Origin of the sequence: Sphingomonas sp. A2-49, from assembly GCF_025548555.1 — a bacterium.
Lineage (GTDB): Bacteria > Pseudomonadota > Alphaproteobacteria > Sphingomonadales > Sphingomonadaceae > Sphingomonas.
The window spans coordinates 11691-36774 of sequence record NZ_JAJLPA010000021.1 but is presented as its reverse complement, the minus strand read 5'-3'; the positions used below and the strand labels follow the sequence as shown (position 1 = coordinate 36774).

19 protein-coding genes are annotated in these 25084 nt (G+C 70.7%); 16 read left to right on the top strand and 3 right to left on the bottom strand.

Annotated elements, in window-relative coordinates; translation table 11 throughout:
• Positions 1–73 precede the first annotated feature (73 nt).
• The 16 genes from LPN01_RS14870 (at position 74) to LPN01_RS14795 (ending at position 21197) form a co-directional block, all read left to right on the top strand.
• Positions 74–532, top strand: coding sequence for a MarR family winged helix-turn-helix transcriptional regulator (locus LPN01_RS14870; RefSeq protein ID WP_262829202.1), 459 nt, complete (start codon positions 74–76; stop codon positions 530–532).
• Positions 529–1932, top strand: a complete 1404-nt coding sequence (locus LPN01_RS14865) for an efflux transporter outer membrane subunit (RefSeq protein WP_262829201.1) — start codon at positions 529–531, stop codon at positions 1930–1932. The genes LPN01_RS14870 and LPN01_RS14865 overlap by 4 nt, the downstream gene beginning before the upstream one ends.
• Positions 1929–3110 carry an efflux RND transporter periplasmic adaptor subunit gene (locus tag LPN01_RS14860; protein WP_262829200.1) on the top strand — a complete coding sequence of 394 codons (1182 nt, stop codon included), beginning with the start codon at positions 1929–1931 and terminating at the stop codon, positions 3108–3110. The genes LPN01_RS14865 and LPN01_RS14860 overlap by 4 nt, the downstream gene beginning before the upstream one ends.
• A gap of 130 nt (positions 3111–3240) precedes the next feature.
• Complete coding sequence (locus LPN01_RS14855; protein ID WP_262829199.1) at positions 3241–4779, top strand: DHA2 family efflux MFS transporter permease subunit; 1539 nt, start codon at positions 3241–3243, stop codon at positions 4777–4779.
• Between the two features lie 154 nt (positions 4780–4933).
• Positions 4934–5644, top strand: a complete 711-nt coding sequence (locus tag LPN01_RS14850; RefSeq protein WP_262829198.1) for a response regulator — start codon at positions 4934–4936, stop codon at positions 5642–5644.
• 25 nt (positions 5645–5669) lie between these two features.
• Complete coding sequence (locus LPN01_RS14845; protein WP_262829197.1) at positions 5670–6980, top strand: ATP-binding protein; 1311 nt, start codon at positions 5670–5672, stop codon at positions 6978–6980.
• Between the two features lie 119 nt (positions 6981–7099).
• Complete coding sequence (locus LPN01_RS14840) at positions 7100–7795, top strand: carbonic anhydrase (protein ID WP_262829196.1); 696 nt, start codon at positions 7100–7102, stop codon at positions 7793–7795.
• 5 nt (positions 7796–7800) lie between these two features.
• Complete coding sequence (locus tag LPN01_RS14835) at positions 7801–9315, top strand: SulP family inorganic anion transporter (RefSeq protein ID WP_262829195.1); 1515 nt, start codon at positions 7801–7803, stop codon at positions 9313–9315.
• 165 nt (positions 9316–9480) lie between these two features.
• Positions 9481–10329: a TorF family putative porin gene (locus LPN01_RS14830; protein ID WP_262829194.1), complete on the top strand. Its 849-nt coding sequence runs from the start codon at positions 9481–9483 to the stop codon at positions 10327–10329.
• A gap of 140 nt (positions 10330–10469) precedes the next feature.
• Entirely contained in the window at positions 10470–11582 is a 1113-nt protein-coding gene (locus LPN01_RS14825; protein WP_262829193.1) for a glycosidase, read from the top strand.
• Complete coding sequence (locus tag LPN01_RS14820; RefSeq protein WP_262829192.1) at positions 11579–13144, top strand: alpha-amylase family glycosyl hydrolase; 1566 nt, start codon at positions 11579–11581, stop codon at positions 13142–13144. Before LPN01_RS14825 ends, LPN01_RS14820 begins: the two co-directional genes overlap by 4 nt.
• A gap of 148 nt (positions 13145–13292) precedes the next feature.
• Entirely contained in the window at positions 13293–14300 is a 1008-nt protein-coding gene (locus tag LPN01_RS14815) for a glycosyltransferase family 4 protein (protein ID WP_262829191.1), read from the top strand.
• A 32-nt stretch (positions 14301–14332) separates the two neighbouring features.
• A complete protein-coding gene (locus LPN01_RS14810) occupies positions 14333–15991 on the top strand; it encodes an MFS transporter (protein ID WP_262829190.1) in 1659 nt (552 codons plus the stop codon).
• Positions 15988–17139 carry an HlyD family secretion protein gene (locus LPN01_RS14805; RefSeq protein ID WP_262829189.1) on the top strand — a complete coding sequence of 384 codons (1152 nt, stop codon included), beginning with the start codon at positions 15988–15990 and terminating at the stop codon, positions 17137–17139. Before LPN01_RS14810 ends, LPN01_RS14805 begins: the two co-directional genes overlap by 4 nt.
• Before the next feature lie 476 nt (positions 17140–17615).
• Positions 17616–18980: an efflux transporter outer membrane subunit gene (locus LPN01_RS14800; protein WP_262829231.1), complete on the top strand. Its 1365-nt coding sequence runs from the start codon at positions 17616–17618 to the stop codon at positions 18978–18980.
• Positions 18981–19106: 126 nt separating this feature from the next.
• Positions 19107–21197 (top strand): ATP-binding protein, encoded by a 2091-nt coding sequence (locus LPN01_RS14795; protein ID WP_262829188.1) that lies wholly within the window; start codon positions 19107–19109, stop codon positions 21195–21197.
• Positions 21198–21207: 10 nt separating this feature from the next.
• On the opposite strand, the gene LPN01_RS14790 is transcribed toward LPN01_RS14795, so the two are convergent.
• From LPN01_RS14790 to LPN01_RS14780, 3 genes are read right to left on the bottom strand one after another with little or no spacing between them, the layout of a single operon-like run.
• Complete coding sequence (locus LPN01_RS14790; RefSeq protein WP_262829187.1) at positions 21208–22047, bottom strand: HpcH/HpaI aldolase/citrate lyase family protein; 840 nt, start codon at positions 22045–22047, stop codon at positions 21208–21210.
• A 22-nt stretch (positions 22048–22069) separates the two neighbouring features.
• Positions 22070–24625, bottom strand: a complete 2556-nt coding sequence (gene mprF, locus LPN01_RS14785) for a bifunctional lysylphosphatidylglycerol flippase/synthetase MprF (protein WP_262829186.1) — start codon at positions 24623–24625, stop codon at positions 22070–22072.
• Positions 24625–25059 (bottom strand): DUF2147 domain-containing protein, encoded by a 435-nt coding sequence (locus LPN01_RS14780; RefSeq protein ID WP_262829185.1) that lies wholly within the window; start codon positions 25057–25059, stop codon positions 24625–24627. The genes mprF and LPN01_RS14780 overlap by 1 nt, the downstream gene beginning before the upstream one ends.
• Positions 25060–25084: the final 25 nt, after the last annotated feature.

Genomic DNA, 25084 nt, shown 5'->3' with positions numbered 1-25084 from the left:
GCGGTTAGCGCCGCCGTCAGCAACATCGCGCAACATTCTTGACTGCCAAGGCAACCATTGCCATGGCAACCAAATGAGCTTCTACTCCGACTCGAATTTCAGCCCGGAGAACTCGATCGGCTATCTGGTGCGGCGCTCCGAGCAACTCGGGACGGCGGCGCTCGAGCCGCTGTTCGCCGCGCACGACATCACCAAGACGCAGTGGAGCGCGCTGGTCGCGCTGCATTTCAACCGCGCCTCGACCTGCGCGGAGATCGCCCGCGACCTCGGCCACGACAAGGGCGCGACGACGCGGCTGGTCGACACGCTCGAGGAGCGCGGCTGGATCACGCGGGCGCGCGGCGAGGACGACCGCCGCCTCGTCAAGCTCGCCCTGACCCCGTCGGGCGAAGCGATCGCCGCGACCGTGCGCGACGAGGTGATCGGGATCTGGAACGGCTGGCTCGGCAGCTGGAACGAAAAGGATATCGTCGACTTGACCCGCCTCCTGCGCCGGCTGCGCGACACCCTTCAGGACGGCGTCGCGGCATGACGCGGGCGACGCTCCCGATCCTCGCCGCGCTGCTCGCCGGCGGTTGTGCCATCCCCGCATCGCACCCCGCGCTGACGCCGGTGGCGCCCGAGCGGCTCGGCCTCGCCGCCGATCCCGCGCCGGCGATTGCGGACGCGTGGTGGACCGCCTTCGCCGATCCGCAGCTCGACCGCCTCGTCGCCGATGCGACTGCGGGCAATCCGACGCTGGACGCCGCGCTTGCCCGCGTCGCGCAGGCGCAGGCGGTGCTGGCGGGCCGCGACGCCGCCGACGGGCCGGACGTGACGCTCGACGGATCGGCGCAGGTCGCCCGCCTGTCCGGTCGCTACACGATCCCGCCGCCCTATGCCGGCACCGTTCGCTTCATCGGCCAGGCGCAGGCGAACCTGGCGTGGAACCTCGACCTGTTCGGGCGCCAGAAGGCGGCGATCGAGGGCGCGCGGGCATCGACCCGCGCCGCCGCGCTCGATCTCGCCGCGGCGCGGCTGGCGATCGCCGGCGCGGTCGTCCAGACCTATATCGATCTCGCACGCGCCGAGGCGGAGGCGACGATCGCGCGCCGCACGATCGCGACCCGGCAGGATTCGGTGCGGCTGGTCGGGGTCCGCGTCCGCAACCGGCTGGCGAGCAAGCTCGATGCGACCGCGGCGCAGACGCTGCTGGCGCAGGCCCGTACCGCCCTCATCCGCGCCGAGGGGTCGAGGGCGATCGCCACCAACGCGCTGGCCGCGCTGGCCGGGCGCGGTCCCGATTATGCCGCCGCGATCCGGCCGGCGACGCTGCGCCTCGACGCCGCGCTGCCCTTGCCGGCGCGGGTGCCCGCCGACCTGCTCGCCCGCCGTCCCGACATCGCCGCGGCACAGGCGCGGATCGCCGCCGCCGCCGCCGGCCGCCAGGTCGCGCGCCGCGCCTTCTATCCCGACGTCAACCTCGCCGCGCTGGCGGGCTTTCAGGCGATCGGCCTCGGCAACCTGCTCAGCCTCGATGCGGGGACGGCGGGCGCCGGCCCCGCGATCCACCTGCCGCTGTTCGACAACGGCCGGCTGAAGGCCGACCTTGCCGGTGCCGACGCCGCACTCGACCTCGCCACCGCCGACTATAACGACCGCGTCATTGGAGCGGTGCGCGAGGCGGCGGACGCGATCGCGCTGGTCGGCAATCTGGCGCAGCAGCGCGATCGCACCGCCGAGATCGTGCGCGGCTTCGGCGAAACCAACCGGCTCAACGCGATCCGCGTGTCGAGCGGCCTCGATAGCCGCCTCGACCTCGTCGACAACGACGTCCGCCTGCTCGACGCCGAGCTGGCCCAGGTCAATCTCACCGCCCAGGCAGCCCGTCAGCGCGTCGCGCTGGTGCTGGCGCTCGGGGGCGGCTTCAATCCGCAGGAACCCCGCCGATGACCGACACGCCCGCGTCCGCCCCCGACGCCTCGCCGCAGCCCGAGGCGGCGGCCGGCGGCAAGCCCCGCGCGCGCCGCCGCGGCCTGCTGATCCTCGCCGTCGTGGTGGCGATCGGCCTGATCGTCTGGGCGGTCTTCCACTTCCTGCTCGCCAAGCCGGAACAGGAGACCGACGACGCCTATGTCGCGGGCGACGTCGTCGCGATCACCGCGCGCGATCCCGGACAGATCACCGCGATCCACGCCGACAACACGCAGACGGTGAAGGCCGGCGCGCCGTTGCTCGACCTCGATCCCGCGACCGCCGACGTCGCGCTCGCCTCGGCGGAGGCGGAGCTGGCGCGCGCCGTCCGCGCCACCCGCGCCGACATATCCAAGGTGTCCGAAAGCGGCGCCGGCGTCGTCCAGGCGCGTGCGCAGCTCGCCGCCGCGACCGCCGACTATGGCCGCCGCCAGGGCGCCGCGGCGCAGGGCGCGATCTCGGGCGAGGAACTCGCGCACGCCGCCGATGCGGTGAAGGTCGCCCGCGCCACGCTCGCGCTCGCGCAGAGCCAGCAGGCGCAGTCGCGCTCCGCGGTCCAGGGCACCGACACCAGCACCAATCCCGCGGTGCTCGCCGCCGCCGCCGCCTATCGCCGCGCCGCGATCACGCGCAGCCACATGCATATCGTCGCGCCGATCGATGGCGTCGTCGCGCAGCGCACGGTGCAGATCGGGCAGCAGGTCGCACCGGGCACGCCGCTGATGGCGGTCGTGCCGCTCGACAAGGTCTGGGTCGACGCCAATTTCCGCGAGACGCAGCTGAAGGACCTGCGCATCGGCCAGCCGGTCAGCGTCACCGCAGACATGTATGGCGACGACGTCGTCTTTCATGGCCGCGTGATCGGCGTCGGCGCAGGGTCGGGCAACGCCTTCGCGCTGTTGCCGCCGCAGAACGCCAGCGGCAACTGGATCAAGATCGTGCAGCGCGTGCCGGTGCGGATCGGCCTCGATCCCGGCGAGCTGCGGCGCAATCCGCTGCGCGTCGGCCTGTCGGTCAACGCGACCGTCGATACCGCCGATCTCGGCGGCCAGCGGCTCGGCCGGCCCGCGGCGCAGGCCTATGGCCGCAAACCCACCGACGGCGGCGACCCCGCGGTCGAGGCGCGCATCCGCCAGATCATCGCCGCCAACCGGTGACCGGCCCCTCGTCCTTACCCTTCCGGCGCGTCGCGCCTCCCTCCCTCTCCCGCCGGGAGAGGAAAGGGGCCTGCCCGGCGCAGCCGGGTGGCGAGGGTGAAGGCGATGGCCTTCAGCAGAGCGATATCTGATGCCCGCCCCCGCCCAACCCGCGCCGCTGACCGGCGGCAAGCTCGGCCTGATCGCCTTCGCACTGGCGCTCGGCACGTTCATGATGGTGCTCGACACCACGATCGCGAACGTGTCGCTGACGACGATCGCCGGCAACCTCGGCGTGTCGAGCGACAATTCGACCTGGATCATCACCGCCTTCGCGGTGGCGAACGGCGTCGCGGTGCCGCTGACCGGCTGGCTGATGGGCCGGTTCGGGGTGGTGCGCACCTTCTGCACCGCGGTCGCGCTGTTCACGCTCGCCTCGTTCCTGTGCGGCATCGCGTGGAGCCTGCAATCGCTGATCGTGTTCCGCATCATCCAGGGCGCGGTGTCCGGCCCGATGATGCCGGGCAGCCAGGCGCTGCTGATCTCCGTCTTCCCCTCGGACAAGCGCAGTACCGCATTGGGCGTCTGGTCGATCACCACGCTGGTCGGGCCGGTGATGGGGCCGATCCTGGGCGGCTATATCAGTGACAATTATCACTGGAGCTGGATCTTCCTCATCAACGTGCCCTTCGGCATCTTCACCGCGCTGGTGTGCTGGAACGGGCTGAAGGACCGCGAGACGCCGACGCGCAAGCTGCCGATCGACACCGTCGGGCTGGGGCTGCTGGTCGTCTGGGTCGGCGCGCTCCAGATCATGCTCGACCTCGGCAAGAATGCCGACTGGTTCCACGACACGACGATCTGCGTGCTCGCGGTGGTGGCGGCGATCGGCTTCGTCGTCTGGGTGATCTGGGAGCTGACCGACGCCAATCCGGCGGTCGACCTGTCGCTGTTCAGGGGCCGCAACTTCGCGATCGGCAACATCGCCTTCTGCCTCGGCTATGCGGTGTTCTTCGCCAACATCCTGATCCTGCCTCTGTGGTTGCAGACGCAGCTCGGCTACACCGCCACCTGGGCCGGGCTGATCGCCGCGCCCAGCGGCATGGTCGCGGTGTTCCTGTCGCCGCTCGCCGCGCGCCTGTCGGGCAAGATCGACGCGCGCATCCTCGCCACCGTCGCCTTCACCGCCTTCGCCATCTCCTACTGGATGCGATCGGGCTACACGACCTCGGCGAGTTCGTGGGATTTCATGCTGCCATTGCTGGTGCAGGGCGTCGCGATGAGCGTGTTCTTCCTGTCGATGCTCACCATCTCGCTCGACGGAATCCCGCCCGAACGCCTGCCGTCCGCGACCGGCATCTCCAACTTCGCGCGCATCGTCGCAGGATCGTTCGCCGCATCGATCATAACGACCGCCTGGGACCGGCGCGAAGCGCTGCACCAGAGCCGCCTTGCCGAAGCGATCGGCCAGGGCATGCCGCTGCGCATGGCGACCGACGCGCTGCAACGCATGGGCGCGACCTCGACACAGGCGGCGGCCGCGGTCACCCGCCAGATGGTGGGCCAGGCGTACCTGCTCGCCTCGACCGACCTGTTCCGCGTGTCGGCGTGGCTGTGCGCGGCGCTGATCGTGATCGTCTGGTTCACCCGCCGGCCGAAGGGCGGGCACGGTCCGGTGGCGGCGGACTGAACAGGGTCGGCAGGAGCCCCCCTCTTCGGTCAAAGGACGAAGGGAACCCCTGCCTTGCCGTAACGACGCCCGACCGTGCCGGAGGTTCCGGATCGGCCGCGGACGGCCATGGCTCGGTTGACCCCCGGCGCGCGTCTGCGTACGTCTCGCCGCCATGACCGCCCCCACGATCCTTCTGGTCGAGGACGATCCCGCCCTCCGCACCCTCACCACCCGCGCGCTTCAGGAAAACGGCTATCTCGTCCGCCCCGCCTCCGCCGCGCCCGAAATGTGGCTGGCGCTGGAGGCCGGCCCCGTCGACCTGATCCTGCTCGACATCATGCTGCCGGGCACCAGCGGCATCGACCTGTGCCGCGCGCTGCGTCAGAAGAGCGAGGTCCCGATCATCTTCATCAGCGCCAAGGGCAGCGAGACCGACCGCGTCGTCGGGCTCGAACTCGGCGCCGACGACTATATCGCCAAGCCGTTCGGCAGCCGCGAGCTGATCGCCCGCATCCGCGCCGTCCTGCGCCGCGGCACGCTGGAACGCCGCCCGGGCGAACGCGAGGAGGGCGTGCTGACCTTCGACGGGTGGCAGGTGACGCTGCCGCGCCGCGAGCTGACCTCGCCGACCGGTGCGGTGGTCGACCTGACCGGCGCCGAATTCGACCTGCTCGTCAGCCTCGCCGAACATGCCGGCCGCGTCATCGCGCGCGAACGGCTGATCGAACTGTCGCGCACGCGGCTGGGCGACAGTTCGGATCGCAGCATCGACGTCCTCATCAGCCGCCTGCGCCGCAAATTGTCGAGCGCGGGCAAGGACGCGCCGATCATCACCGTGCGCGGCGTCGGCTACATGCTCAACACCGAGGTCACGCGCCGTTGATCGCGAGGGGCGCGACGCGCGCGCGATGAAGCGCTTCGTCCAGCCATCGATCGGCCTGATCGGCCAGATCGTCGCGATCCTGCTGCTGACGATGGTCATCGAATTCGGCGTCAGCACCTTGCTCTATGAACGCGCGAGCCAGTTCGCGGTGCGCGACGACGAGGCGCGGCGGCTCGCCGAACATCTGGTCATCGCGCGGCGGCTGGTGACCGAACAGCCGCCCGCGCTGCGCCACGACATGGCGGAGGACCTCACCACCGAACGCTATGCGGTGCACTGGCAGCGCGACCTGCCCGCGCCGCCGCCGATTGCCCCCGCGCTCGACGGCATGCGGCACCAGGTGGTGGAATGGGAACCCTCGCTCGCGACCACCGACCTGCGGCTCAAGCTCACCTCGCCGGGGCGCAGTTCGGTGGTCACCGGCGGGCTGCAATTGCCCGACGGCAGCTGGCTGTATTTCCGCACGCTCGAACCGTTGCAGAACCTGAACCTCGCCGCAGAGCGGATCCTGCTCGCGCTGATCCCGGCGCTGGCGCTGATGACGCTCGGCGGGCTGCTGATCCGCCGGTCGCTGCGGCCCATGCGGCAGCTCGCCGTCGCCGCGGACAGCTTCGGCGACACCGAACACGATCCCATCCCGGAGGCCGGCCCCGGCGAGGTGCGCCGCGTCGTCGCCGCGTTCAACCGCATGGCCGCGCGCATCCAGCGGCTGATCGCCGACCGGACGCAGGCGCTGGCCGCGGTCGGCCACGACCTGCGCACGCCGCTCGCCCGGCTGCGGCTGCGCGCCGACGGCGTCGACGATCCCGCGACGCGCGCGGCGATCCAGCGCGACATCGGCGAGATGGAGGCGATGGTGACCTCGCTGCTCGCCTTCCTCGGCGGCGACAGCGAACCCGAACCCCCGGTGCTGACCGACGTCGCGGTGCTGTGCGCGACGCTGATCGACGACGTCGAGGATCGCGGACTGCCCGGCGTCTACGACGGGCCGGCGCATTGCGAGGTGACGGTGCGCCCGGTCGCGCTGAGGCGCGCGCTCGGCAACCTCGTCGAGAACGCGCTGCATTATGCCGGGAACGTCGCGATCCGGCTGGAGAGCGCGGCCGCGGGCGTCACGCTGATCGTCGAGGACGACGGCGCGGGCATCCCCGAGGACCAGCTGCGCCGCGTGCTCGAACCGTTCGTACGCCTCGACACCGCCCGCCCGCGCGACACCGTCGGCTTCGGCCTGGGCCTGCCGATCGTCGCGCGGATCGTCGAGACGGAGGGCGGCACGCTGACTCTGTCGAACCGGGACGTCGGCGGGCTGCGCGCGGCGATCCACCTGCCCCGCTAGGGCGCGCGCGTCCCGGAAACGCCGGCAACACTTTAAAACGTTCGCGCGGCGTCGCAGCAAGGTCGGCCGTGTAGATATTCCGGTCGCAGCGGCCTCCGCCGCCCCCAGGAGTATCCCCCGTGAACGAACTGCTCGGTCGCGTCGTGAGTTTCGGCAAGACGGTCTTCCACGGCCAGCATGCCCTCTATTCCACGCTGTCGCAGGGGCAGAGTCCGAAGGCGCTGATGATCTCCTGCGCCGATTCGCGGATCGTTCCCGAACATATCATGCAGGCGCAGCCGGGCGACCTGTTCGTCTGCCGCAACGCCGGCAACATCGTGCCGCCCTACGCGCTCCAGACCGGCGGCGTGTCCGCCACGGTGGAATATGCCGTCGCCGTGCTGGGGGTGCAGGACATCATCGTCTGCGGCCATTCCGACTGCGGCGCGATGAAGGGCCTCGCCGGCGATCCCGCCGCTCTCGCCTCCGTCCCGACGGTCGCCAACTGGCTGAAGCACGGTGCGGCCGCACGGCAGATCGTCGACCAGACCTATCCCGAACTCACCGCGGGCGAACGCATCCGCGCGCTCAGCCTCGAAAACGTCGTCGCGCAGCTCGCGCACCTGCGCACGCATCCCTCGGTCGCCGCGGGCATCGCGCAGGGCAAGATCTCGCTGCACGGCTGGTTCGTCGACATCCACGACGGCAGCGTGCTGGCGCTCGACGGCCTGACCAACCGCTTCCGCCCGCTGAACGAGGGCGAGGACTTCCCCGTCGCGCTGCCCGCCGCGCCGCGGCAGGCGTCCGACGTCGAATTCGCCCAGGCGGCGGAGTGATGGCCATGCCGGGCGCCTTCAAACTCCCGTCGATGCCGGTCGTCACGCGCGATCTCACCGCATCGATCGTCGTCTTCCTCGTCGCGATGCCGCTGTGCATGGGGATCGCGGTGGCGTCCGGCGTGCCGCCGGAAAAGGGCCTCATCACCGGCATCATCGGCGGCATCGTCGTCGGTTCGCTCGCCGGATCGCCGCTCCAGGTCAGCGGCCCCGCCGCCGGTCTTGCCGTCGTGGTGTTCGAGCTTGTCCGTGACCAGGGCCTGTCGGCGCTCGGCCCGATCCTGATCCTCGCCGGCCTGATCCAGGTCGTCGCGGGGATCGCGCGGCTCGGCGGCTGGTTCCGCGCGATCAGCCCCGCCGTCGTCCACGGCATGCTCGCCGGGATCGGCGTGCTGATCGTCGTCGGCCAGTTCCACGTCCTGTTCGACGCCAAGCCGCTGCCCAGCGGCCTCCAGAACCTCGCCGCCGCCCCCGGCCGCATCTTCGGCCTGTCGGCGGACAACATCCAGTCCGCCGAGCTCGCCTTCGGCATCGGCGTGCTGACGATCACCGCGATGCTCGGCTGGGAAAAGCTGCGCCCGGCGTCGATGAAGCTCGTCCCCGGCGCGCTCGTCGGCGTGCTCGCGGGCACCTTTGCGGCGATGGCGTTCAGCCTCGACGTCTCGCACGTCAATGTGCCGCAGTCGATCGCCTCGGCGATCGCGCTGCCCGGCCCCGGCCTGCTCGCCAAGTGGATGGACCCGTCGATCATCGCGGCGGCGCTCGCCATCGCCTTCATCGCCAGCGCCGAAACGCTGCTGTCGGCGGCGGCGGTCGACCGGATGCACGACGGCGTGCGCACCAATTACAACAAGGAACTGCGCGCGCAGGGCGTGGGCAACCTGCTCTGCGGCCTTGCCGGGGCGCTGCCGATGACCGGCGTGATCGTGCGCTCGTCGGCCAACGTTCAGGCCGGGGCGACGACCCGCATGTCCACGATCTTCCACGGAATCTGGATCCTCGGTTTCGTCGCGCTGCTGCCCTGGGTGTTGCGCGAGATCCCGATGGCGGCGCTCGGCGCGATCCTGGTCGTCACCGGCTGGCGGCTCGTCAGCCTCAGCCACGCGCGCCACCTGTTCTCGCACTACGGCCCGCTGCCCGCATTCATCTGGCTGGCGACGCTCGTCACCGTCGTGGCGGAGGACCTGTTGACCGGCGTGCTGGTCGGCATCGGCCTGTCGATGCTCGAACTAGTGCCGCACCTGCGGCGGCTGGGCCTCGTCGTCTCGGAAGGCGAACTCGCCGGCGCGCATGCGATCAACCTGTCGGGCTCCGCGACCTTCGTATCGCTGCCCAAGCTGTCCGACACGCTGGAGCGCGCGCCCGCGGGCCAGCCGGTGCGGCTCGACGTCACCGGCCTCACTACGGTCGACCACACTTGCGCCGAGCTCATCAAGGACTGGTTCCAGCGCCGCCGCGCCGCCGGAGACGCGGTCGAACTGCTCGGTGCGCGTGGCAAGACTGCCGCACTCGCGCATTGATCGAAAACCAGAAATCCATCGTTACAATGCGGACACAATAGAGACATAATGCTGCGATAGCGAAGAGGCGTTCGGGAATGACTGGTGCCCGTCTGCGACAGCAGATCGAGCGCGCCGGCGGCCCGGACGCAGGAGGGACCCTTCCAACCGTTCGAAAGGGGTCCCATGAAGTATCTGAGCCTGGCCGCAGCATCGCTTGCGGCGTTCGTCGCGCTTCCTGCCGCCGCGCAGGAAACCGCCCCGCCCAAGGCGGTCACCGTCACCGGCAGCGTCGGTCTGGTGTCCGATTACCGGTTCCGGGGCGTATCGCAAAGCGACAAGCAGCTTGCCGTCCAGGGCGGCATCACGATCGCGCATGAAAGCGGTTTCTACATCGGCACCTGGGGGTCGAACCTTGCCGGCTGGGGCACCTTCGGCGGTGCCAACATGGAACTGGACCTGATCGCGGGATACAAGCTCCCGGTCGGCGGCGGTACGCTCGACGTCGGTGCGACGTGGTACATGTATCCGGGCGGCTTCGACAACACCGACTTCATCGAACCCTATGCCAAGCTGTCCGGCACGGTCGGTCCGGTCGGCCTGACCGCGGGCGTCGCCTATGCGCCCAAGCAGGAGGCACTGGGCGCCTGGTATGCCAATGGCGCCGCCGCCGCGAATGGCGTGTACACCAAGCCCGGCGACAAGAACGACAACCTCTACGTGTGGGGCGACGTCAGCAGTGCGGTGCCGAATACCGGCCTGACGCTGAAGGCGCATGTCGGCTATTCGAAGGGCAATGACGGCCTCGGCCCGTTCGCCACCAGCGTCGCGCCGACCGGCGAATACGCCGACTGGTTGCTGGGCGCCGACTATGCGATCGCCGGCACCCCGCTGACGATCGGCGTCGCCTATGTCGACACCGACATCAGCAAAAGTGAGTCGGCCTATCTCCAGCCGAGCTTCAGCAAGGGGCAGGACGGGACCGGAACCATCGCCGGGGCGACCGCGCTGTTCTCGCTGACGGCGGCCTTCTGACGCGTTCGGCCCTCCGCGATGCCGGAGGGCCGGCCAGGCGGGGACGCAGGGGCTGCCACGATCGCGATTCCGCGTGACAGCCCCTTCGCTTCCGGTCCCGGTTGCGGGAACCACTCCCCCACCCTCCGCGCTACGCCCCCATGCACGATGCGCTGATCTTCACGCCCGACCACGTCGACCTGTCCCGTTCGCCGCTCCGCCGCGGCCTGTCCGAGCCGACCTATGTGCTCGGCGCGTTCAACCCCGGTTTCACCCGCCTGCCGAACGGCAACCTGCTGCTGATGGTCCGCATTGCGGAAGCCCTGTCGGAGCCGGTGCGTGATGGCCATGTCCATGCGATCCGCTGGACGCCGGCGGGCTACGTGCTCGACGCCTGGCCGCTGGCCGATGTCGACATGACCGACCCGCGCCAGTTCGAGCTGAAGGGCAGCCGCCACCGCATCCTCGCGCTCACCTCGCTGTCGTGGCTGTTGCCGGTCGAACTGGATCCGGCGGGCGAACGGATCGTCGCGATCCATTACGATGCGGCGATCGAACCCGCGGCCGGCTATCAGATCTACGGCGTCGAGGATGCGCGCATCACCCGCATCGACGACATCTGGTACATGACGACCTGCTCGGTCGGGGCGGAGCGGCATTCCACCACGCTCCACACGTCGCGCGACGGACTGCATTACCGGCTGGAGGGGATCGTCCTCGACCATCAGAACAAGGACATGGTCCTGTTCGAAGGGCGGATCGGCGGGCGTTTCCTGGCGCTGACCCGGCCGCTGGGCGAGGTCTATTTCGCCTATCCGCCGGACAGCCCTTGGGTCGGCGGGCCGTCGATCAACTTCGCGCAGAGTCCCGACGCACTGCACTGGAAGCCGCTCGACGCGCCGGGCCTGCGCGCACGCAAGGGCTCGCGATCCGCGATGAAGATCGGCGGCGGCACGCAACCGGTCCTGACCCCCGACGGCTGGCTGATGATCTATCACGGGGTCGAGGCGCGCGAGAGCGTCGGCATCTATCGCAGCTTCTGGGCGCTGCTCGACCGCGACGACCCCGCGCACATCCTGCGCGTCGAGGACGACACGCCCCTGATCGAGGCGGATCCCGCGCTCACCGCCCCGATCGCGCACCAGATGTACCTGCCGACGCCGGTCGTCTTCTCCACCGGGCTGGTCGACACCGGCGACGACTATCTGATCGCGAGCGGCGAGGCCGACCTCGCCTGCCGGATGACGCGCATCGCGAAGGGGCGCTTCGCATGACCGACGCATGGTGGCGGACCGGCACGATCTATCAGGTCTATCCGCGCTCGTTCCAGGACAGCGACGGCGACGGGGTCGGCGACCTGAAGGGGATAGAGGCGCGGCTCGACCATCTCGTCGCGCTGGGCGTCGACGCGGTGTGGATCTCCCCCATCTTCCCCTCGCCGATGCGCGATTTCGGCTATGACGTCGCCGATTATTGCGGAATCGATCCCCGCTTCGGGACGCTCGCGGATTTCGACGCACTGCTCGCCGCGGCGCATGCGCGCGGGCTCAGGCTGCTGCTCGATTTCGTGCCCAACCACAGTTCGACCGACCACCCCTGGTTCCGTGCGAGCCGCTCGTCGCGCGACGATCCCCGGCGGGACTGGTACATCTGGCGCGATCCAGCCCCCGACGGCGGGCCGCCGAACAACTGGATCAGCGATTTCGGCGGATCGGCGTGGGAATATGACGCCGCCACCGGCCAATATTACTATCACGCCTTCCTGAAGGAACAGGCCGACCTCAACTGGCGCAACCCCGACCTGCGCCGGGCGATGATGGATGCCTTGCGCTTCTGGTTCGACCGCGGCGTCGACGGGTTCCGGATCGACGTGCTGTGGCACATGGTCAAGCACGCGGACTTTCCCGACAACCCGCCCAACCCCGGCTATGCGCCGCACATGGGCGAGATGCACCGCGTCCTGCAGCTGCATTCGACCGACCAGCCCGAGGTGCATGCGATCGCCGCAGAGATGCGCGCGATCGCCGATTCCTACCCCGGCAACCGCGTGCTGATCGGCGAGATCTACCTGCCGGTCGATCGGCTGATGCACTATTACGGGCGCGACGCGCCCGAAGTGCACCTGCCCTTCAACTTCCAGCTGATCGATGCGCGGTGGGACGCGCGGCATCTGGCGGCGCTGATCGCGGATTATGAAGCGGCGCTGCCGCCCGGCGGCTGGCCGAACTGGGTGCTCGGCAACCACGACCGGCCGCGGATCGCGAGCCGTGTCGGCAAGGCGCAGGCGCGGGTCGCGGCAATGCTGCTGACGACGCTGCGCGGCACGCCGACGCTCTATTACGGCGACGAGATCGGGCTGGCCGACGTCGCGATCCCTGCCGACCGGGTGCAGGATCCCCGCGAGCTGCGCGAGCCCGGCCTCGGCCTGGGCCGGGATCCGGTGCGAACCCCGATGCCGTGGAATGGGAGCGCCCATGCGGGGTTCTCCACCGCCGAACCCTGGCTGCCGCTCAACCCCGACTGGCGGCAGCGCAACGTCGCCGCGCAGACCGCCGATGCGGGATCGATGCTGGCGCTGTACCGCGACCTGCTCAACCTGCGCCGCAAGCATCCGGCGCTGGCGATCGGCGATTTCCGGCTGTTGGACATGGATGGCGACGTGCTCGCCTACGAACGCCGTCACGGCGACGAACGGATCGTCGTGGCGCTCAACCTCAGTGCCGAGCCGCAGCGGTTCGTGCTGCCATCGGGAGACATCGTGCTCGGTACGCTGCCGGGACACGCGGAGGCCGGCGTGCTGCGCGGCAACGAGGGCGTGATCGTTCTGGTCGCGTGAACCCGACGTCCCGGGACCGGCCCGGGGTGACGACGGACGTCGGGCGATCGCCTCTGCCGGAACAACTCCGCCACGTCGGAGTATCACCACCGGGCCCCTCGTTACGCCCCCGTACCTCATCTCCTCCGTCCCAGGCGCCCGTCACCCCATGAAGATCGCGATGCTCGCCCCCATTTCGTGGCGCACCCCGCCGCGCCATTACGGCCCGTGGGAACTCGTCACCAGCCTGTTGACCGAGGCGCTGGTCGCGCGCGGGATCGACGTCACGCTGTTCGCGACGCAGGACAGCAGGACCGCCGGCACGCTCGCCGCGGTCGTCCCCGCACCCTATTCGGAAGATCCGAGCGTGGACGCCAAGGTGTGGGAATTCCGCCACCTTGCCCATCTGTTCGAGCGTGCGGGCGAATTCGACCTGATCCACAATCAGGCCGATTTTCCGGCGCATGCCTTTTCGCACCTCGTGACCACGCCGATGGTCACCACCATCCACGGCTTTTCGTCCGACCGCATCCTGCCGATGTACCAGCCGTATCAGGACCGGGTGCATTATGTCGCGATCAGCGACGCCGACCGTTCGCCCAGGCTGCGCTATGCCGACACGATCCACCACGGCATCGTCCTCGACGATTTCCCCTTCGATGCGCAGGGCAGCGACGACCTGCTGTTCTTCGGCCGCATGCATCCCGACAAGGGCGCGGCGGAGGCGATCGCGGTCGCGCAGGCGACCGGCCGCCGCCTCGCCATGTACGGCATCGTTCAGGACCAGGGCTATTACGACCGCGCGGTGGTGCCGCATCTGGGCGACCGCATCACCCATCCCGGTGCGGTCGGCGGCGACGAGCGCACCCGCGCGCTCGGCGGCGCCGCCGCGCTCCTGCACCTCATCGGCTTCGACGAGCCGTTCGGCCTGTCGGTGATCGAGGCGATGGCCTGCGGCACCCCGGTGATCGCGATCCGCCGCGGATCGATGCCCGAGCTGATCGAGGACGGCGTCACCGGCTTCCTGGTCGACAGCGTCGACGCGGCGATCGCCGCGGTCGCGCGCCTGCCCGAGATCGACCGCGCCGCATGCCGCGCCGCCGTCGCCGCGCGCTTCAGCGTCGAGCGGATGGCGGATCGCTACATCGCGCTCTACCGCCGCATCATCGGCGGCTGACCGACGCCACGATTTGCGGTTATAGGACAGCGATGCTCGCCCGGCTGCGCCGTTTCCTGTCCGAGGAACATTGGGACTTCCTGCCCCATGAGATACCCGCGATCCCCGGATCGCCGGGATCGGTCGAGCATGCGCTGCGCCATCGCATCGCCTATGGCGTCATCGCCGTCCTGCTCGGGCTGACCGGCGGGTTCGGCAACGCGCTGATCTCCGCCAACACCTATACGTTGCAGGGCGCGCTGGGGCTCGACCCGGCGGAGATCGCGTGGCTGCCCACGGTCTATGTGATGACCAACGTCAGCATCAACCTGTTGCTCATCAAGTTCCGCTCGCAATACGGCCTCCGGCCGTTCGCGATGATCTTCCTCGGCCTCTATGCCGCGTTCACGCTCGGCCACCTGTTCGTGCGCGGCTTCGACACCGCGATCCTGGTGCGCGCGGCGAGCGGCATGGCGGGCGCCGCGGTGTCCAGCCTGTGCCTCTATTACATGATGCAGGCGCTGCCGTTGAAATGGCGGCTGAAGGCGGTGGTGGTGGGCATCGGCATTCCGCAATGCGCGACGCCGCTCGCGCGCTTGTTCTCGCCCGACCTGCTGGCGATGTCGCAATGGCGCACGCTCTACCTGTTCGAGCTCGGCCTCGCGCTGCTCAGCCTCGCCGCCGTCGCCTTCCTGCGCCTGCCGCCGACGACGCGCGCGAAGGCGTTCGAGACGCTCGACTTCGTCACCTTCGTCCTGTTCGCCGGCTCGATGGCGCTGTTCGCGGCGGTGCTGGGCGAAGGGCGGATCGTCTGGTGGACCAACGCCGCCTGGATCGGCTGGGCGCTGATCGCCGCTATCCCGATGCTGGGCGCGGCGCTCTACATCGAACACCATCGCGTCAACCCGCTGCTCAACACGCGCTGGCTGGGCAGCGCCGACATCGTCCGCTTCACGATCGTCACGATCATGGCGCGCATCGTCCTGTCCGAACAGACCTATGCCGCGGTCGGCCTGCTCACCGTGCTCGGCCAGAACAACGACCAGCTGGTCGCGTTCTTCTCGATCATCTTCGCCGCATCGGTCGCGGGCGTGGTGATGAGCGCGGTGACGCTCGACGTCACCCGGCTGGCGCATCCGATCATGCTCGCGATCGGGCTTGTCGCGATCGCCGCCTTCGTCGACAGCCACGCCACCAGCCTGACCCGCGCACCGCAGATGTACGCGACGCAGGCGCTGATCGCCTTTGCCGCGACCTATTTCCTGGGGCCGGCCCTGTTGTTCGGCATGACCCGCGCGCTGCAACAGGGATCGGGGCACATCATCAGCTTCATCGCGCTGTTCGGGATGATAAATTCGATCGGCGGCCTCGCCGGCACCGCCCTGCTCGGCAGCTATCAGACGATCCGCGAAAAGGCGAACAGCGCCGCGCTGGTGCAGGGGATAGACCCGACCGATCCGATCGTCGCGCAGCGGTTGCAGGCGGGCGGCGCGGCGGTGGCGCGGGTCGTCGGCGATCCCGCGCTGCGCACCGCGGAGGGCGGCGCGATCCTGTCCCAGACGACGACGCGCGAGGCGAACGTGCTCGCCTATGACGACGTATTCCGGCTGATCGCGGTGCTCGCGGCGCTGACCTTCTGCTACCTCCTGTTCCTCATGATCCGCCGGGCACGCCGCGAACGCCGCGCCGCGCTGGCAGGGACCCCGACATGACCGATAGCCGCAGCCCCGTAGACCCCGTCCCCGCCACCGAAGAGGCGCAGGCCGCCGCCGCCACGGCGCCTGTCGCTCCCGCCGGATCGGGCTGGCAACCGCAGCCGCCCAGCCGCACCGCGCTGGTCGTGATCGTCGCGCTCGCCGTCGGCGGCGTGCTCGCGGTGCTCGCCGCGTGGCGGCTGCCGCCGTTCGCGACCGCGTATCAATCGACCGACAACGCCTATGTCCGCGGCCGTACCACCGTCATCGCGCCGCAGGTGTCGGGCTATGTCATGCAGGTGTTCGTCCGCGATTTCATGGACGTGAACGCGGGCGATCCGCTCGTCCGGATCGACGACCGCATCTATCGCCAGCGCGTCGACCAGGCGGCGGCGCAGGTGTCGGCGCAGGAGGCGACGCTCGCCAACGCGGTCCAGTCCGAACGCAGCCGCACCGCCAGCCTCGCCGCGCAGACCGCCGCGGTAGCGAATGCGGAGGCGCAGCTGATGCGCGCGCAGGCGGACATGAACCGCGTCAACGACCTCGTCACCGACGGGTCGGTCTCCTTACGCGAACGCGACCAGACGCTCGCGGCGCTGCGCCAGGCGCAGGCCGCGGTGCAGCAGGCGCGCGCCGCGCGCGAGATCGCACAACAGGACATCCGGACCGTGCAGGTCGGCCGCGGCGGGCAGCGTGCCGGCGTCTCGGGCGCGGAGGCGGCGCGGCGCCTCGCGCAGATCGACCTTGCCAACACGATCATCCGCGCGCCCGAAAGCGGCCGGCTGAGCGAGGTCGGCGTGCGCGTCGGCCAGTATGTCGTCGCGGGTTCGCAGCTGATGTTCCTGGTGCCGCCCGAAACCTGGGTGATCGCCAATTTCAAGGAGGCGCAGATCGCGCGCATGGCGATCGGCCAGCCGGCGAGCTTCACCGTCGATGCCTTGGCCAATGCGCGGCTCTACGGCCATATCGAGCGCGTCTCGCCCGCCGCCGGATCCGAATTCGCGGTGCTGAAGTCGGACAATGCGACCGGCAATTTCACCAAGGTCCCGCAACGGATCGCGGTGCGCATCCGCGTCGACCCCGGCCAGCCGCTGGCACAGCGGCTGCGTCCGGGCATGTCGGTACAGGCCCGCGTTGACACCAGCAGCGGGCCGGTGGTGCAGTGATGCATCGTCGTTGCACCCGTCACCTCGGACGCGTCCCGGGTTCCACCGATCCGCAAGGGCTCGGCGCGCGGTCGGGCGAGCGGCGGCAACCCGAACCCCACAGTCAGATTCCGCCAGCCGGGATTACCCCGCGCGATCAGGTTCGTCGTCCAGTCGCGCCACCAGCCGCTGATCCGCGTCTCGCCGGCGAGGGCGTCGGCCATCGTCCCGGTCGCCTCGACCGACACGAGGACCGCGACGCCGTGGCGGCGGCCGACTCCGTCGAAGGCGTCATCGCGATGCTGCATGATCCGGCCGACGGGGTTGGACGTCACACGGGCGCGCATGTCGACACATGGTTGCCGCTCCATCATGCCCGCCGCTCTGCCGCACGGTGGACGCCGGAACACGGCCGTGGTGGCGGAACGAGGGGGGGGGATCGTGCGCCATCTCGCCGCACCCACGCCTCGCGTCTTCGCGGCTTTGCGTGCACGACCCTGCTGTCCCTCGCCCTTGCCGGGTGCATCGGCCCCCGGCCGCAGGCGCCGACGGCGAGCGCGGTCGTGCTGCCGCCGGCGTGGCGGACGGCGCTCGGCACGGGCGAGCCGGTCCGTGCCGACTGGTGGGGCGCGTTCGGCGATCCCGTCCTGAGCGCACTCGTCGCCCGCGCGCTGGCCGGCAACGTCGACCTCGCCGCCGCCGCCGCGCGGATCGACGAGGCGCGCGCCGCCGCGCGCCTCGCCGCCGCGCAGCGCACGCCGACGCTCGGCGGCAGCCTGCCCGGCACCACCGGCCAGACGGTCAGCCCGTTCGGCACGCCCAGCGACGCGTTCGGCGCCCAGCCCGCGATCACCGCCAGCTACGACCTCGACCTGTTCGGCCGGCTGCGCTTCGCCAGCCGCGCGGCGCAGGCGCAATTGCTCGCCAGCGAGGGCGCGCGCGACACCGTCCGGCTCGCGATCGCCAGTGGGGTCGCGAGCGGCTATGTCACGCTGCGCGCGCTCGACCAGCGGCTCGCGGTCGCGAAGGCGACGCTCACCGCGCGGACCGAGGCGCTGCGGATCGCCCGGCGCCGGGCGGAGGCCGGCTATACCTCCAACCTCGAATTGCATCAGGCGGAGGCGGAATATCGCGCCACGCAGCAGCTCGTGCCCGCCGCGCAACTCGCCATATCACGACAGGAAAACGCGCTCAGCCTGTTGCTCGGCACCAATCCCGGACCGATTCCGCGCGGGCAGCCGCTCGACCGCCTGCTCGCGCCGGCGATCCCCGACGGTTTGCCCGCCGACCTGCTGCGCCGCCGCCCCGACCTGTTCCAGGCGGAACAGACGCTGGTCGCGGCCGACCGCACCCTCGACAGCGCGCGCGCCGCGATGCTGCCCAACGTCGCGCTGACCGGATCGGCCGGCGTCGTGCTGTCGACCGCGCTGGCCAACCCGATCGGCGTGTTCTCGATCGGCGCGAGCATCCTCTCGCCGATCTTCGACGGCGGACGCCTGCGGGCGCAAAACGACGTCGCGGTCGCGCGCCGCGACCAGGCCGCCTTCGCCTATCGCCGCTCTGCGCTGACCGCGTTCCAGGAGGTCGACAACGCGCTTGCCGGCGTAAGCCGGTCGGGCGAGCAGGCGGTGGCGCTGGGGTTGCAGGTCGACGCGCTCGCCGCGGCGCTGCGCAACGCCAGCAACCGCTACCGGGCGGGCTATACCTCGTACATCGAACAGCTCGACGCGCAGCGCGGCCTGCTGACGGCGGAGCTGGCGCTGGTGCAGGCGCGCGCCGACCGGATCAACGCCTATGTCGCGCTCTATCAGGCGATGGGCGGCGGCTGGAGCCGGGCGGATATCGACGCGACCGGGCGGTGAGCATGCCGCTCGCTTCGTCCCGTCGACAGGATCGCTCCGCCGTGCGGAACGTTGACCTGCCATTCCACAACGGCCGAGGGCGTATCGATCGACCCTCCGACATCCGGAAAGGGACCTTTGCCGACGATGGCCGATGAAGTGTTGCACACCGCCGGCGCCGTCAGCGTCGGCCGATGGGACTGGGACGTGGTCGCCGATCGCGTCACCGCCGATCCGGACTTCGCGCGCCTCTATGGCGTCGATCCGGTGCTGGCGCGGGAGGGGGCGGCGATCGCGCAATTCTTCGCCGCCATGCACCCTGCCGACGCCCCCCGCGTGCAGGCGGAGGTCGCCGCGGCACTGGCGAGTGGCGAGCCGTTCGAGAGCGACTACCGGCTGATGCAACCCGACGGCCGCGCCCGCTGGGTCGCCGCGCGCGGCCGGGCGACCTATGACGCCGACGGCCGGGCGTTGCGCTTTCCCGGCGTCAGCTTCGACATCGACGCGCGCAAATCCGCCGAATTGCGGCTCAAGGCGCTGGTGCAGCTCAACGACGCGCTCCGCGAACCCGGCGAACCCGCCGACGTCGCCCATGCCGCGGTCGAGATCCTCGGCCGCATGCTCGACGTCAGCCGCTGCGGCTATGGCACGATCGACCGCGAGGCGGAGACGATCGTCACCGAACGTCCGTGGTGTGCGCCCGGGATCGCACCGTTGCCATCGACGCTGCATTTCCGCGATTACGGCTCGTATATCGAGGACCTGAAGCGGGGCGATACGGTGGCGATCGGCAACGTCTACGACGACCCCCGCACGCGCGACACCGCGGAGGGCCTGAAATCGCTCGCGGCGCTGTCGTTCATCAACATGCCGGTGCACGAACAGGGCGGCTTCGTCGCGCTGCTCTATCTCAACAACGCGACGCCGCGGGCGTGGTTGGCGGAGGAGATCGCCTTCGTCCGCGATATCGCCGAACGTGTCCGCGACGCCGTCGAGCGGCGGCGGGTCGAACGCGAACTCGCCGCGCTGACCGCAAGCCTGGAACAACAGGTCGAGGAACGGACGCGGGCGCTGATGGTCGCCGAATCGCACCTGCGCCAGGCACAGAAGATGGAGGCGGTCGGCCAGCTGACCGGCGGCCTGGCGCATGACTTCAACAATATGCTGACCGGTATTTCGGGTGCGATCGAGATGATGCAGGTGCGCATCCGCCAGGGCCGCGTCGGCGAACTGGAACGCTATGCGACCGCCGCGCTCGGCGCGGCGCGGCGCGCGGCGGGGCTGACCCACCGGCTGCTCGCCTTTTCCCGCCGCCAGACGCTCGATCCCAAGCCGACCGACATCAACCGCCTGATCGATGGCCTGCGCGACCTCATCCAGCGCACCGTCGGGCCTGGTGTCGCGATCGAGGTGGTCGGGGCGGGCGGCCTGTGGCCGGCGATGGTCGATCCGAACCAGCTCGAGAACGCGCTGCTCAACCTGTGCATCAACGCGCGCGATGCGATGCCCGACGGCGGCCGGGTGACGATCGAGACCGCCAACCGCTGGCTCGACGCGCGCGCCGCCCGGGAACGCGACCTGGAACCCGGCCAGTACCTGTCGATCTGCGTCAGCGACACGGGCACCGGCATGACGCCCGAGGTGCAGGCCCGCGCCTTCGACCCCTTCTACACCACCAAGCCGATGGGCGAAGGCACCGGCCTCGGCCTGTCGATGATCTACGGCTTCGCGCGCCAGTCGGGCGGACAGGTGCGGATCTATTCGGAACTGGGTCAGGGCACGACGATGTGCATCTATCTGCCCCGCCATTACGGCGACGCGGAGGAGGAGGCGACACCGCCCTTCGCGGTCCCGCCCACCACCGCGGACGGGCGCAGTTCGATCATGGTCGTCGACGACGAGCCGACGATCCGCATGCTGGTCGTCGAGATCCTCGAAGAGATGGGCCATACCGTCCTGGAGGCGGGCGATGGCGCGAGCGCGATGCGCCTGCTCGGCACCGGCGCGCACGTCGACCTGCTCGTCACCGACGTCGGATTGCCGGGCCAGATGAACGGGCGCCAGGTCGCCGACGCCGCCCTCGCGCTGCTGCCGCAGCTGAAGGTGCTGTTCATCACCGGCTATGCGGAGAATGCGGTGATCGGCAACGGTCCGCTCGCCCCCAACATGGCGCTGGTCACCAAGCCGTTCGCGATGGACGTCATCGCCGACCGGATCGCCGCGATCCTGAAGGGATAGGCGCGTCGCGTCAGCGCAGCGCCAGCAGCCGCTGCGCTTCGGCCAGATGCAGCCGTTCGACCATCGCGCCGTCCAGCCGGATCGCGCCCCTGTCCGCCGCCGCCGGATCGGCGAATGCCGCCACGACCGCGTTCGCCCACGCCAGCTGCGCCTCCGAAGGCCCGAATGCGGCGTTCGCGGCGGCGATCTGGCCGGGGTGGATCAGCGTCTTGCCGTCGAAGCCCAGCGCCGCCCCCTGCGCGCATTCCGCGGCCAGCCGCGCATCGTCGCCGATCGCGTTGAGCACCCCGTCGAGCGCCACCAGCCCCGCCGCGCGCGCCGCGATCACGATCTGCGCCAGCGCCGGCACCAGCGGCGCCCGATCGGCGTCCGGACGGCAGCGCATGTCCTTGGCGAGGTCGTTGGTGCCCGCGATCAGCAGCCGCAATCCCGCACCGGCCCCGACGATCTCCGGAAGGCGCAGGATCGCCCCGCACGTCTCGATCATCGCCCACAGCGGCGGCCCGTCGGCGCCGAGCAGCCCGCGCACCGCGTGGACATCCTCCGCCGCCGCCACCTTGGGCACCACCACCGCGGCGATGCCGGGCGCGCGCGCCAGCGCGGCCGCGTCCTCGCGCCCCCATGGCGTATCGAGCGCGTTGATCCGGATCGCGCAGCGGCGCGCACCGAACCCCGCCGCGGCCGCGGCCAGTGCCGCCGCCCGCGCCTCTGCCTTCGCCGCGGGCGCCACCGCATCCTCGAGGTCGAGGATCACCGCATCGCAGGCAAGGTCCCGCGCCTTGGCCAGCGCCCGCGGATTGGACGCAGGCATGAACAGGGCGGTGCGACAGGGTTGGCGATCGTCGGTCATGCCCGCGACCCTATCGCAGCGGTCAGGCGCTCACCAGCCGCGCAAGGTCGATCAGCGTCCGCGGCATCGCGGCGCCGGCCGGCGTGGCGATGTAGCGCGACACCCATTCGGGACCGAACTTCGCCTTGAACGCGCGCAGGCCGGCGAAGGCATAGATCCGCTCGCCATTGGCGAACATCGCATGCCCCAACCGCGCCCACAGCGGCGCGAGCCGCCCGCTCGGCATCCCGGACAGCGGCGCCATGCCCAGGTTGAACCGCTCATACCCCTCGGCGCGCGCCCATTCGATCAGCCGCACCATCATCATCTCCATCGTGCCATAGGGCGCGTCGGGGCGATGCCGCATCAGGTCGACGGACGCTTCCTCGCCATCGCCCGATATCCAGATGTTGGCGAAGGCGACGATCCGCCCCTCGACCCGCACCAGCGCGACCGGGAAGCGGGCGAGATAGGCGGGATCGAACGCGCCCAGGCTGAAGCGCTTCTCGCGCCCCGCCTTGTCCGCGAGCCATGCGTCGGACACCGCGGCGAGATCGGCGATCAGGCCCGGCACGACGCTCGCCGGCTCGACCGCGAAGCTGGCGCCCGCCGCCTCGGTCCGCCGCACCGCGTGGCGCAGCGACTTGGCGCGCGGCCCCGCCATCGAGAAGCGCCCAAGCGCCACCTGCGCCTCCTCGCCGTATTTGATCGCCTGCAACCCCAGTTCGACGAACAGCGGCAGCATCCGCTCGCTCGCCTGGTAGAAGCACAGGCGGCCGGCGCGCGCGTCGCAGGCGCGCCGGATGCTCCACACCAGTTCGCCCCATGCCGCCACCGGGCCGACGGGATCGCCCATCACCACCCAGCTGCGCCCCTGCACCCGGTACATCAGGAAGGCATCGCCCGCCGCCGACACGACGAAGCTCTTGTCCCCGGTCCACGCCAGCGCGGCATCGGTGCGCGGTGCGTGCCGCATCGCCCCGGCGATCACCGCTTCCGGCGGCAGCGCGTCGGGCAGCGAGCGGGTGCGGCTGGCGGTCAGCAGCTGCCATGCCGACGCGGCGGTCAGCAGCACGCCCGCGGCGAAGCTGGCGCGCAGGAAGCGCGGTGCGTTGCCGTCGAGCGCGAACCGCCACCACAAATCGTCGCTGTAGGGCGTGCGCTTGTAGGAAAAGAAGCCCGCCCAGATGCTGAGCGCCAGCGCCGCCGCCGCCGCGACCAGCCACGGCCAGCGCGGCCGGTCGGTGAGGATGCCGCCTTCGCGATAGAAGCTCGCGCGGCAATATTGCAGCACCGCGGCGACGAGCAGCTGGAGCAGCGCCTCTTCGTAGTCGAGGCCCTTCAGCAGCGAGAACACGGCGCCGCCGACGAGCAGGATGCGCGCCGCTGCCCAGCCCGAGCGCAGCCGCGCGGTCAGTGCCGGCGCGACCAGCAGCATCGCGGTGCCGATCAGGCTGCCCGCCATGTGCGACCCTTCGATGAAGGGCAGCGGCACGAGGTCCTGGAGGTCGCTCAGCCGGCCCTTCACCCCGGGCAGCGCGCCCGACACCAGCAGCACGAAGCCGGCGACGAAGACCAGCACCGTCACCGCCCCCGGCGCGAGCCACTGGCCGGCCCGATCGACGTAGGACAAACCGCGCCGGATCGGGTGCCGCAACCGCCACCCTTCCGCGGCGGCGATGCCGATCGCCGCGACCAGCAGCGGCAACAGATAATAGATCAGCCGGTACAGCAGCAGCGCCGCGAACAGCGCCGGCCGGTCGCCGGGGACGGTCGCCAGCACCACCGTCTCGAACACGCCCAGCCCGCCCGGAACGTGCAGCAGCAGCGCGACGACCACCGCCACCGCATAGGCGACGACGAAGGCGGGGAACGCCGCGAACGATCCTTCGGGGGTGAGGACGAACAGCGCCGCCGACGCGACCGTCAGGTCGGCGAGCGACAGCGCGCCGAGCGCGCCCATCTGTCGCAGGCTGGGGAGCGCGATGCGCAGCCGCCCGAACCCCAGCGTATCGCGTCCGCTCGCACGCACGATCGGCAGCGCGGCGAGCAGCGCAACCAGCACGGCGCCGAGCGCATAGGCGGCGGACGCGCCCAGCGTCACCGGTCCCAGCACCATGCCCCCGCTGGCCGCGAGCCCGATGCCGCTGACGCCGGCGACGCCGGCCCAGAAGGCGATGCCGCAGATCGCCGCCACCTGCGCGATCTCGCCGAACGCCAGACCCGCCGCGCCGTACAGGCGCAGCCGCGCCGATCCCCCGGTCAGCAGCGACAGGCCCAGATTGTGGCTGAGGGTGTAACTGGTGAACGATCCCGCGGCGGCCACCCGCCACGGCAGCGGATGGCCGACCGTCCGCAACGCGACCCAGTCGAGCCCGGTCAGCAACAGATAGCTGGCGGTGGTCAGGCCCAGCGCCGCCGCGATCCGTGCCGGCGGCATCGCATGCAGCGCGGTGCGCACGTCGCTCAGATGCCCCTCGCGCAGGACCAGCCGCAGCGCCTCGAACCCGATCGCGGCGACCAGCAGCACCCCGGCGACGGTCAGGGTGGGGCGGTGGCGCGCGACCAGCGCGATCCCCGCATCCAGGCGCCCGGTCATCACGCCACCCGGTGCCAGACCTGCGATTTGCACAGCAAGCCGTCGACCAGGCAGCCCGAAATGCTCAGCGTCGCCGCCGAGGTCTGGCGGATCCGCGAGGAAAAGCTGCGCCCCATGTCCGGCACATAGACCCGGCCGGTCCAGCTGCCCGTCCCGACGCGGCGATAGTCCTGGAGCAATTGCGTGCCGATCAGGTCGGCGATCCCCGCCTGCCGCGCCTCCGCCTGCGCGCGTTCGCTCGCCCACACGATCTGCCCGCACAGCCCGCCCCGAACACAGGGACCGGTTTCGACCGCCAGCGTCCCCTTGGGGTTGGTCCAGCGCCCGATCGGCGCGTCGGACGGCAGCGCGGCGGTGCCCGCGCCCGCCGCCGGCACCCCCGCACCGATCAGCGTCATCGTCACTGCCGCGATCGTCGCAAGTCCGGTCTTCATCGTCACTCCCCCGTCGTGGTGCGGC

Bases quoted from the DNA above. Each gene is read 5' to 3' on its own strand.
- LPN01_RS14870 (WP_262829202.1), top strand. From the start codon at position 74: ATGAGCTTCTACTCCGACTCGAATTTCAGCCCGGAGAACTCGATCGGC.
- LPN01_RS14865 (WP_262829201.1), top strand. From the start codon at position 529: ATGACGCGGGCGACGCTCCCGATCCTCGCCGCGCTGCTCGCCGGCGGT.
- LPN01_RS14860 (WP_262829200.1), top strand. From the start codon at position 1,929: ATGACCGACACGCCCGCGTCCGCCCCCGACGCCTCGCCGCAGCCCGAG.
- LPN01_RS14855 (WP_262829199.1), top strand. From the start codon at position 3,241: ATGCCCGCCCCCGCCCAACCCGCGCCGCTGACCGGCGGCAAGCTCGGC.
- LPN01_RS14850 (WP_262829198.1), top strand. From the start codon at position 4,934: ATGACCGCCCCCACGATCCTTCTGGTCGAGGACGATCCCGCCCTCCGC.
- LPN01_RS14845 (WP_262829197.1), top strand. From the start codon at position 5,670: ATGAAGCGCTTCGTCCAGCCATCGATCGGCCTGATCGGCCAGATCGTC.
- LPN01_RS14835 (WP_262829195.1), top strand. From the start codon at position 7,801: ATGCCGGGCGCCTTCAAACTCCCGTCGATGCCGGTCGTCACGCGCGAT.
- LPN01_RS14830 (WP_262829194.1), top strand. From the start codon at position 9,481: ATGAAGTATCTGAGCCTGGCCGCAGCATCGCTTGCGGCGTTCGTCGCG.
- LPN01_RS14825 (WP_262829193.1), top strand. From the start codon at position 10,470: ATGCACGATGCGCTGATCTTCACGCCCGACCACGTCGACCTGTCCCGT.
- LPN01_RS14820 (WP_262829192.1), top strand. From the start codon at position 11,579: ATGACCGACGCATGGTGGCGGACCGGCACGATCTATCAGGTCTATCCG.
- LPN01_RS14815 (WP_262829191.1), top strand. From the start codon at position 13,293: ATGAAGATCGCGATGCTCGCCCCCATTTCGTGGCGCACCCCGCCGCGC.
- LPN01_RS14810 (WP_262829190.1), top strand. From the start codon at position 14,333: ATGCTCGCCCGGCTGCGCCGTTTCCTGTCCGAGGAACATTGGGACTTC.
- LPN01_RS14805 (WP_262829189.1), top strand. From the start codon at position 15,988: ATGACCGATAGCCGCAGCCCCGTAGACCCCGTCCCCGCCACCGAAGAG.
- LPN01_RS14795 (WP_262829188.1), top strand. From the start codon at position 19,107: ATGGCCGATGAAGTGTTGCACACCGCCGGCGCCGTCAGCGTCGGCCGA.
- LPN01_RS14790 (WP_262829187.1), bottom strand. From the start codon at position 22,047: ATGACCGACGATCGCCAACCCTGTCGCACCGCCCTGTTCATGCCTGCG.
- mprF (WP_262829186.1), bottom strand. From the start codon at position 24,625: ATGACCGGGCGCCTGGATGCGGGGATCGCGCTGGTCGCGCGCCACCGC.
- LPN01_RS14780 (WP_262829185.1), bottom strand. From the start codon at position 25,059: ATGAAGACCGGACTTGCGACGATCGCGGCAGTGACGATGACGCTGATC.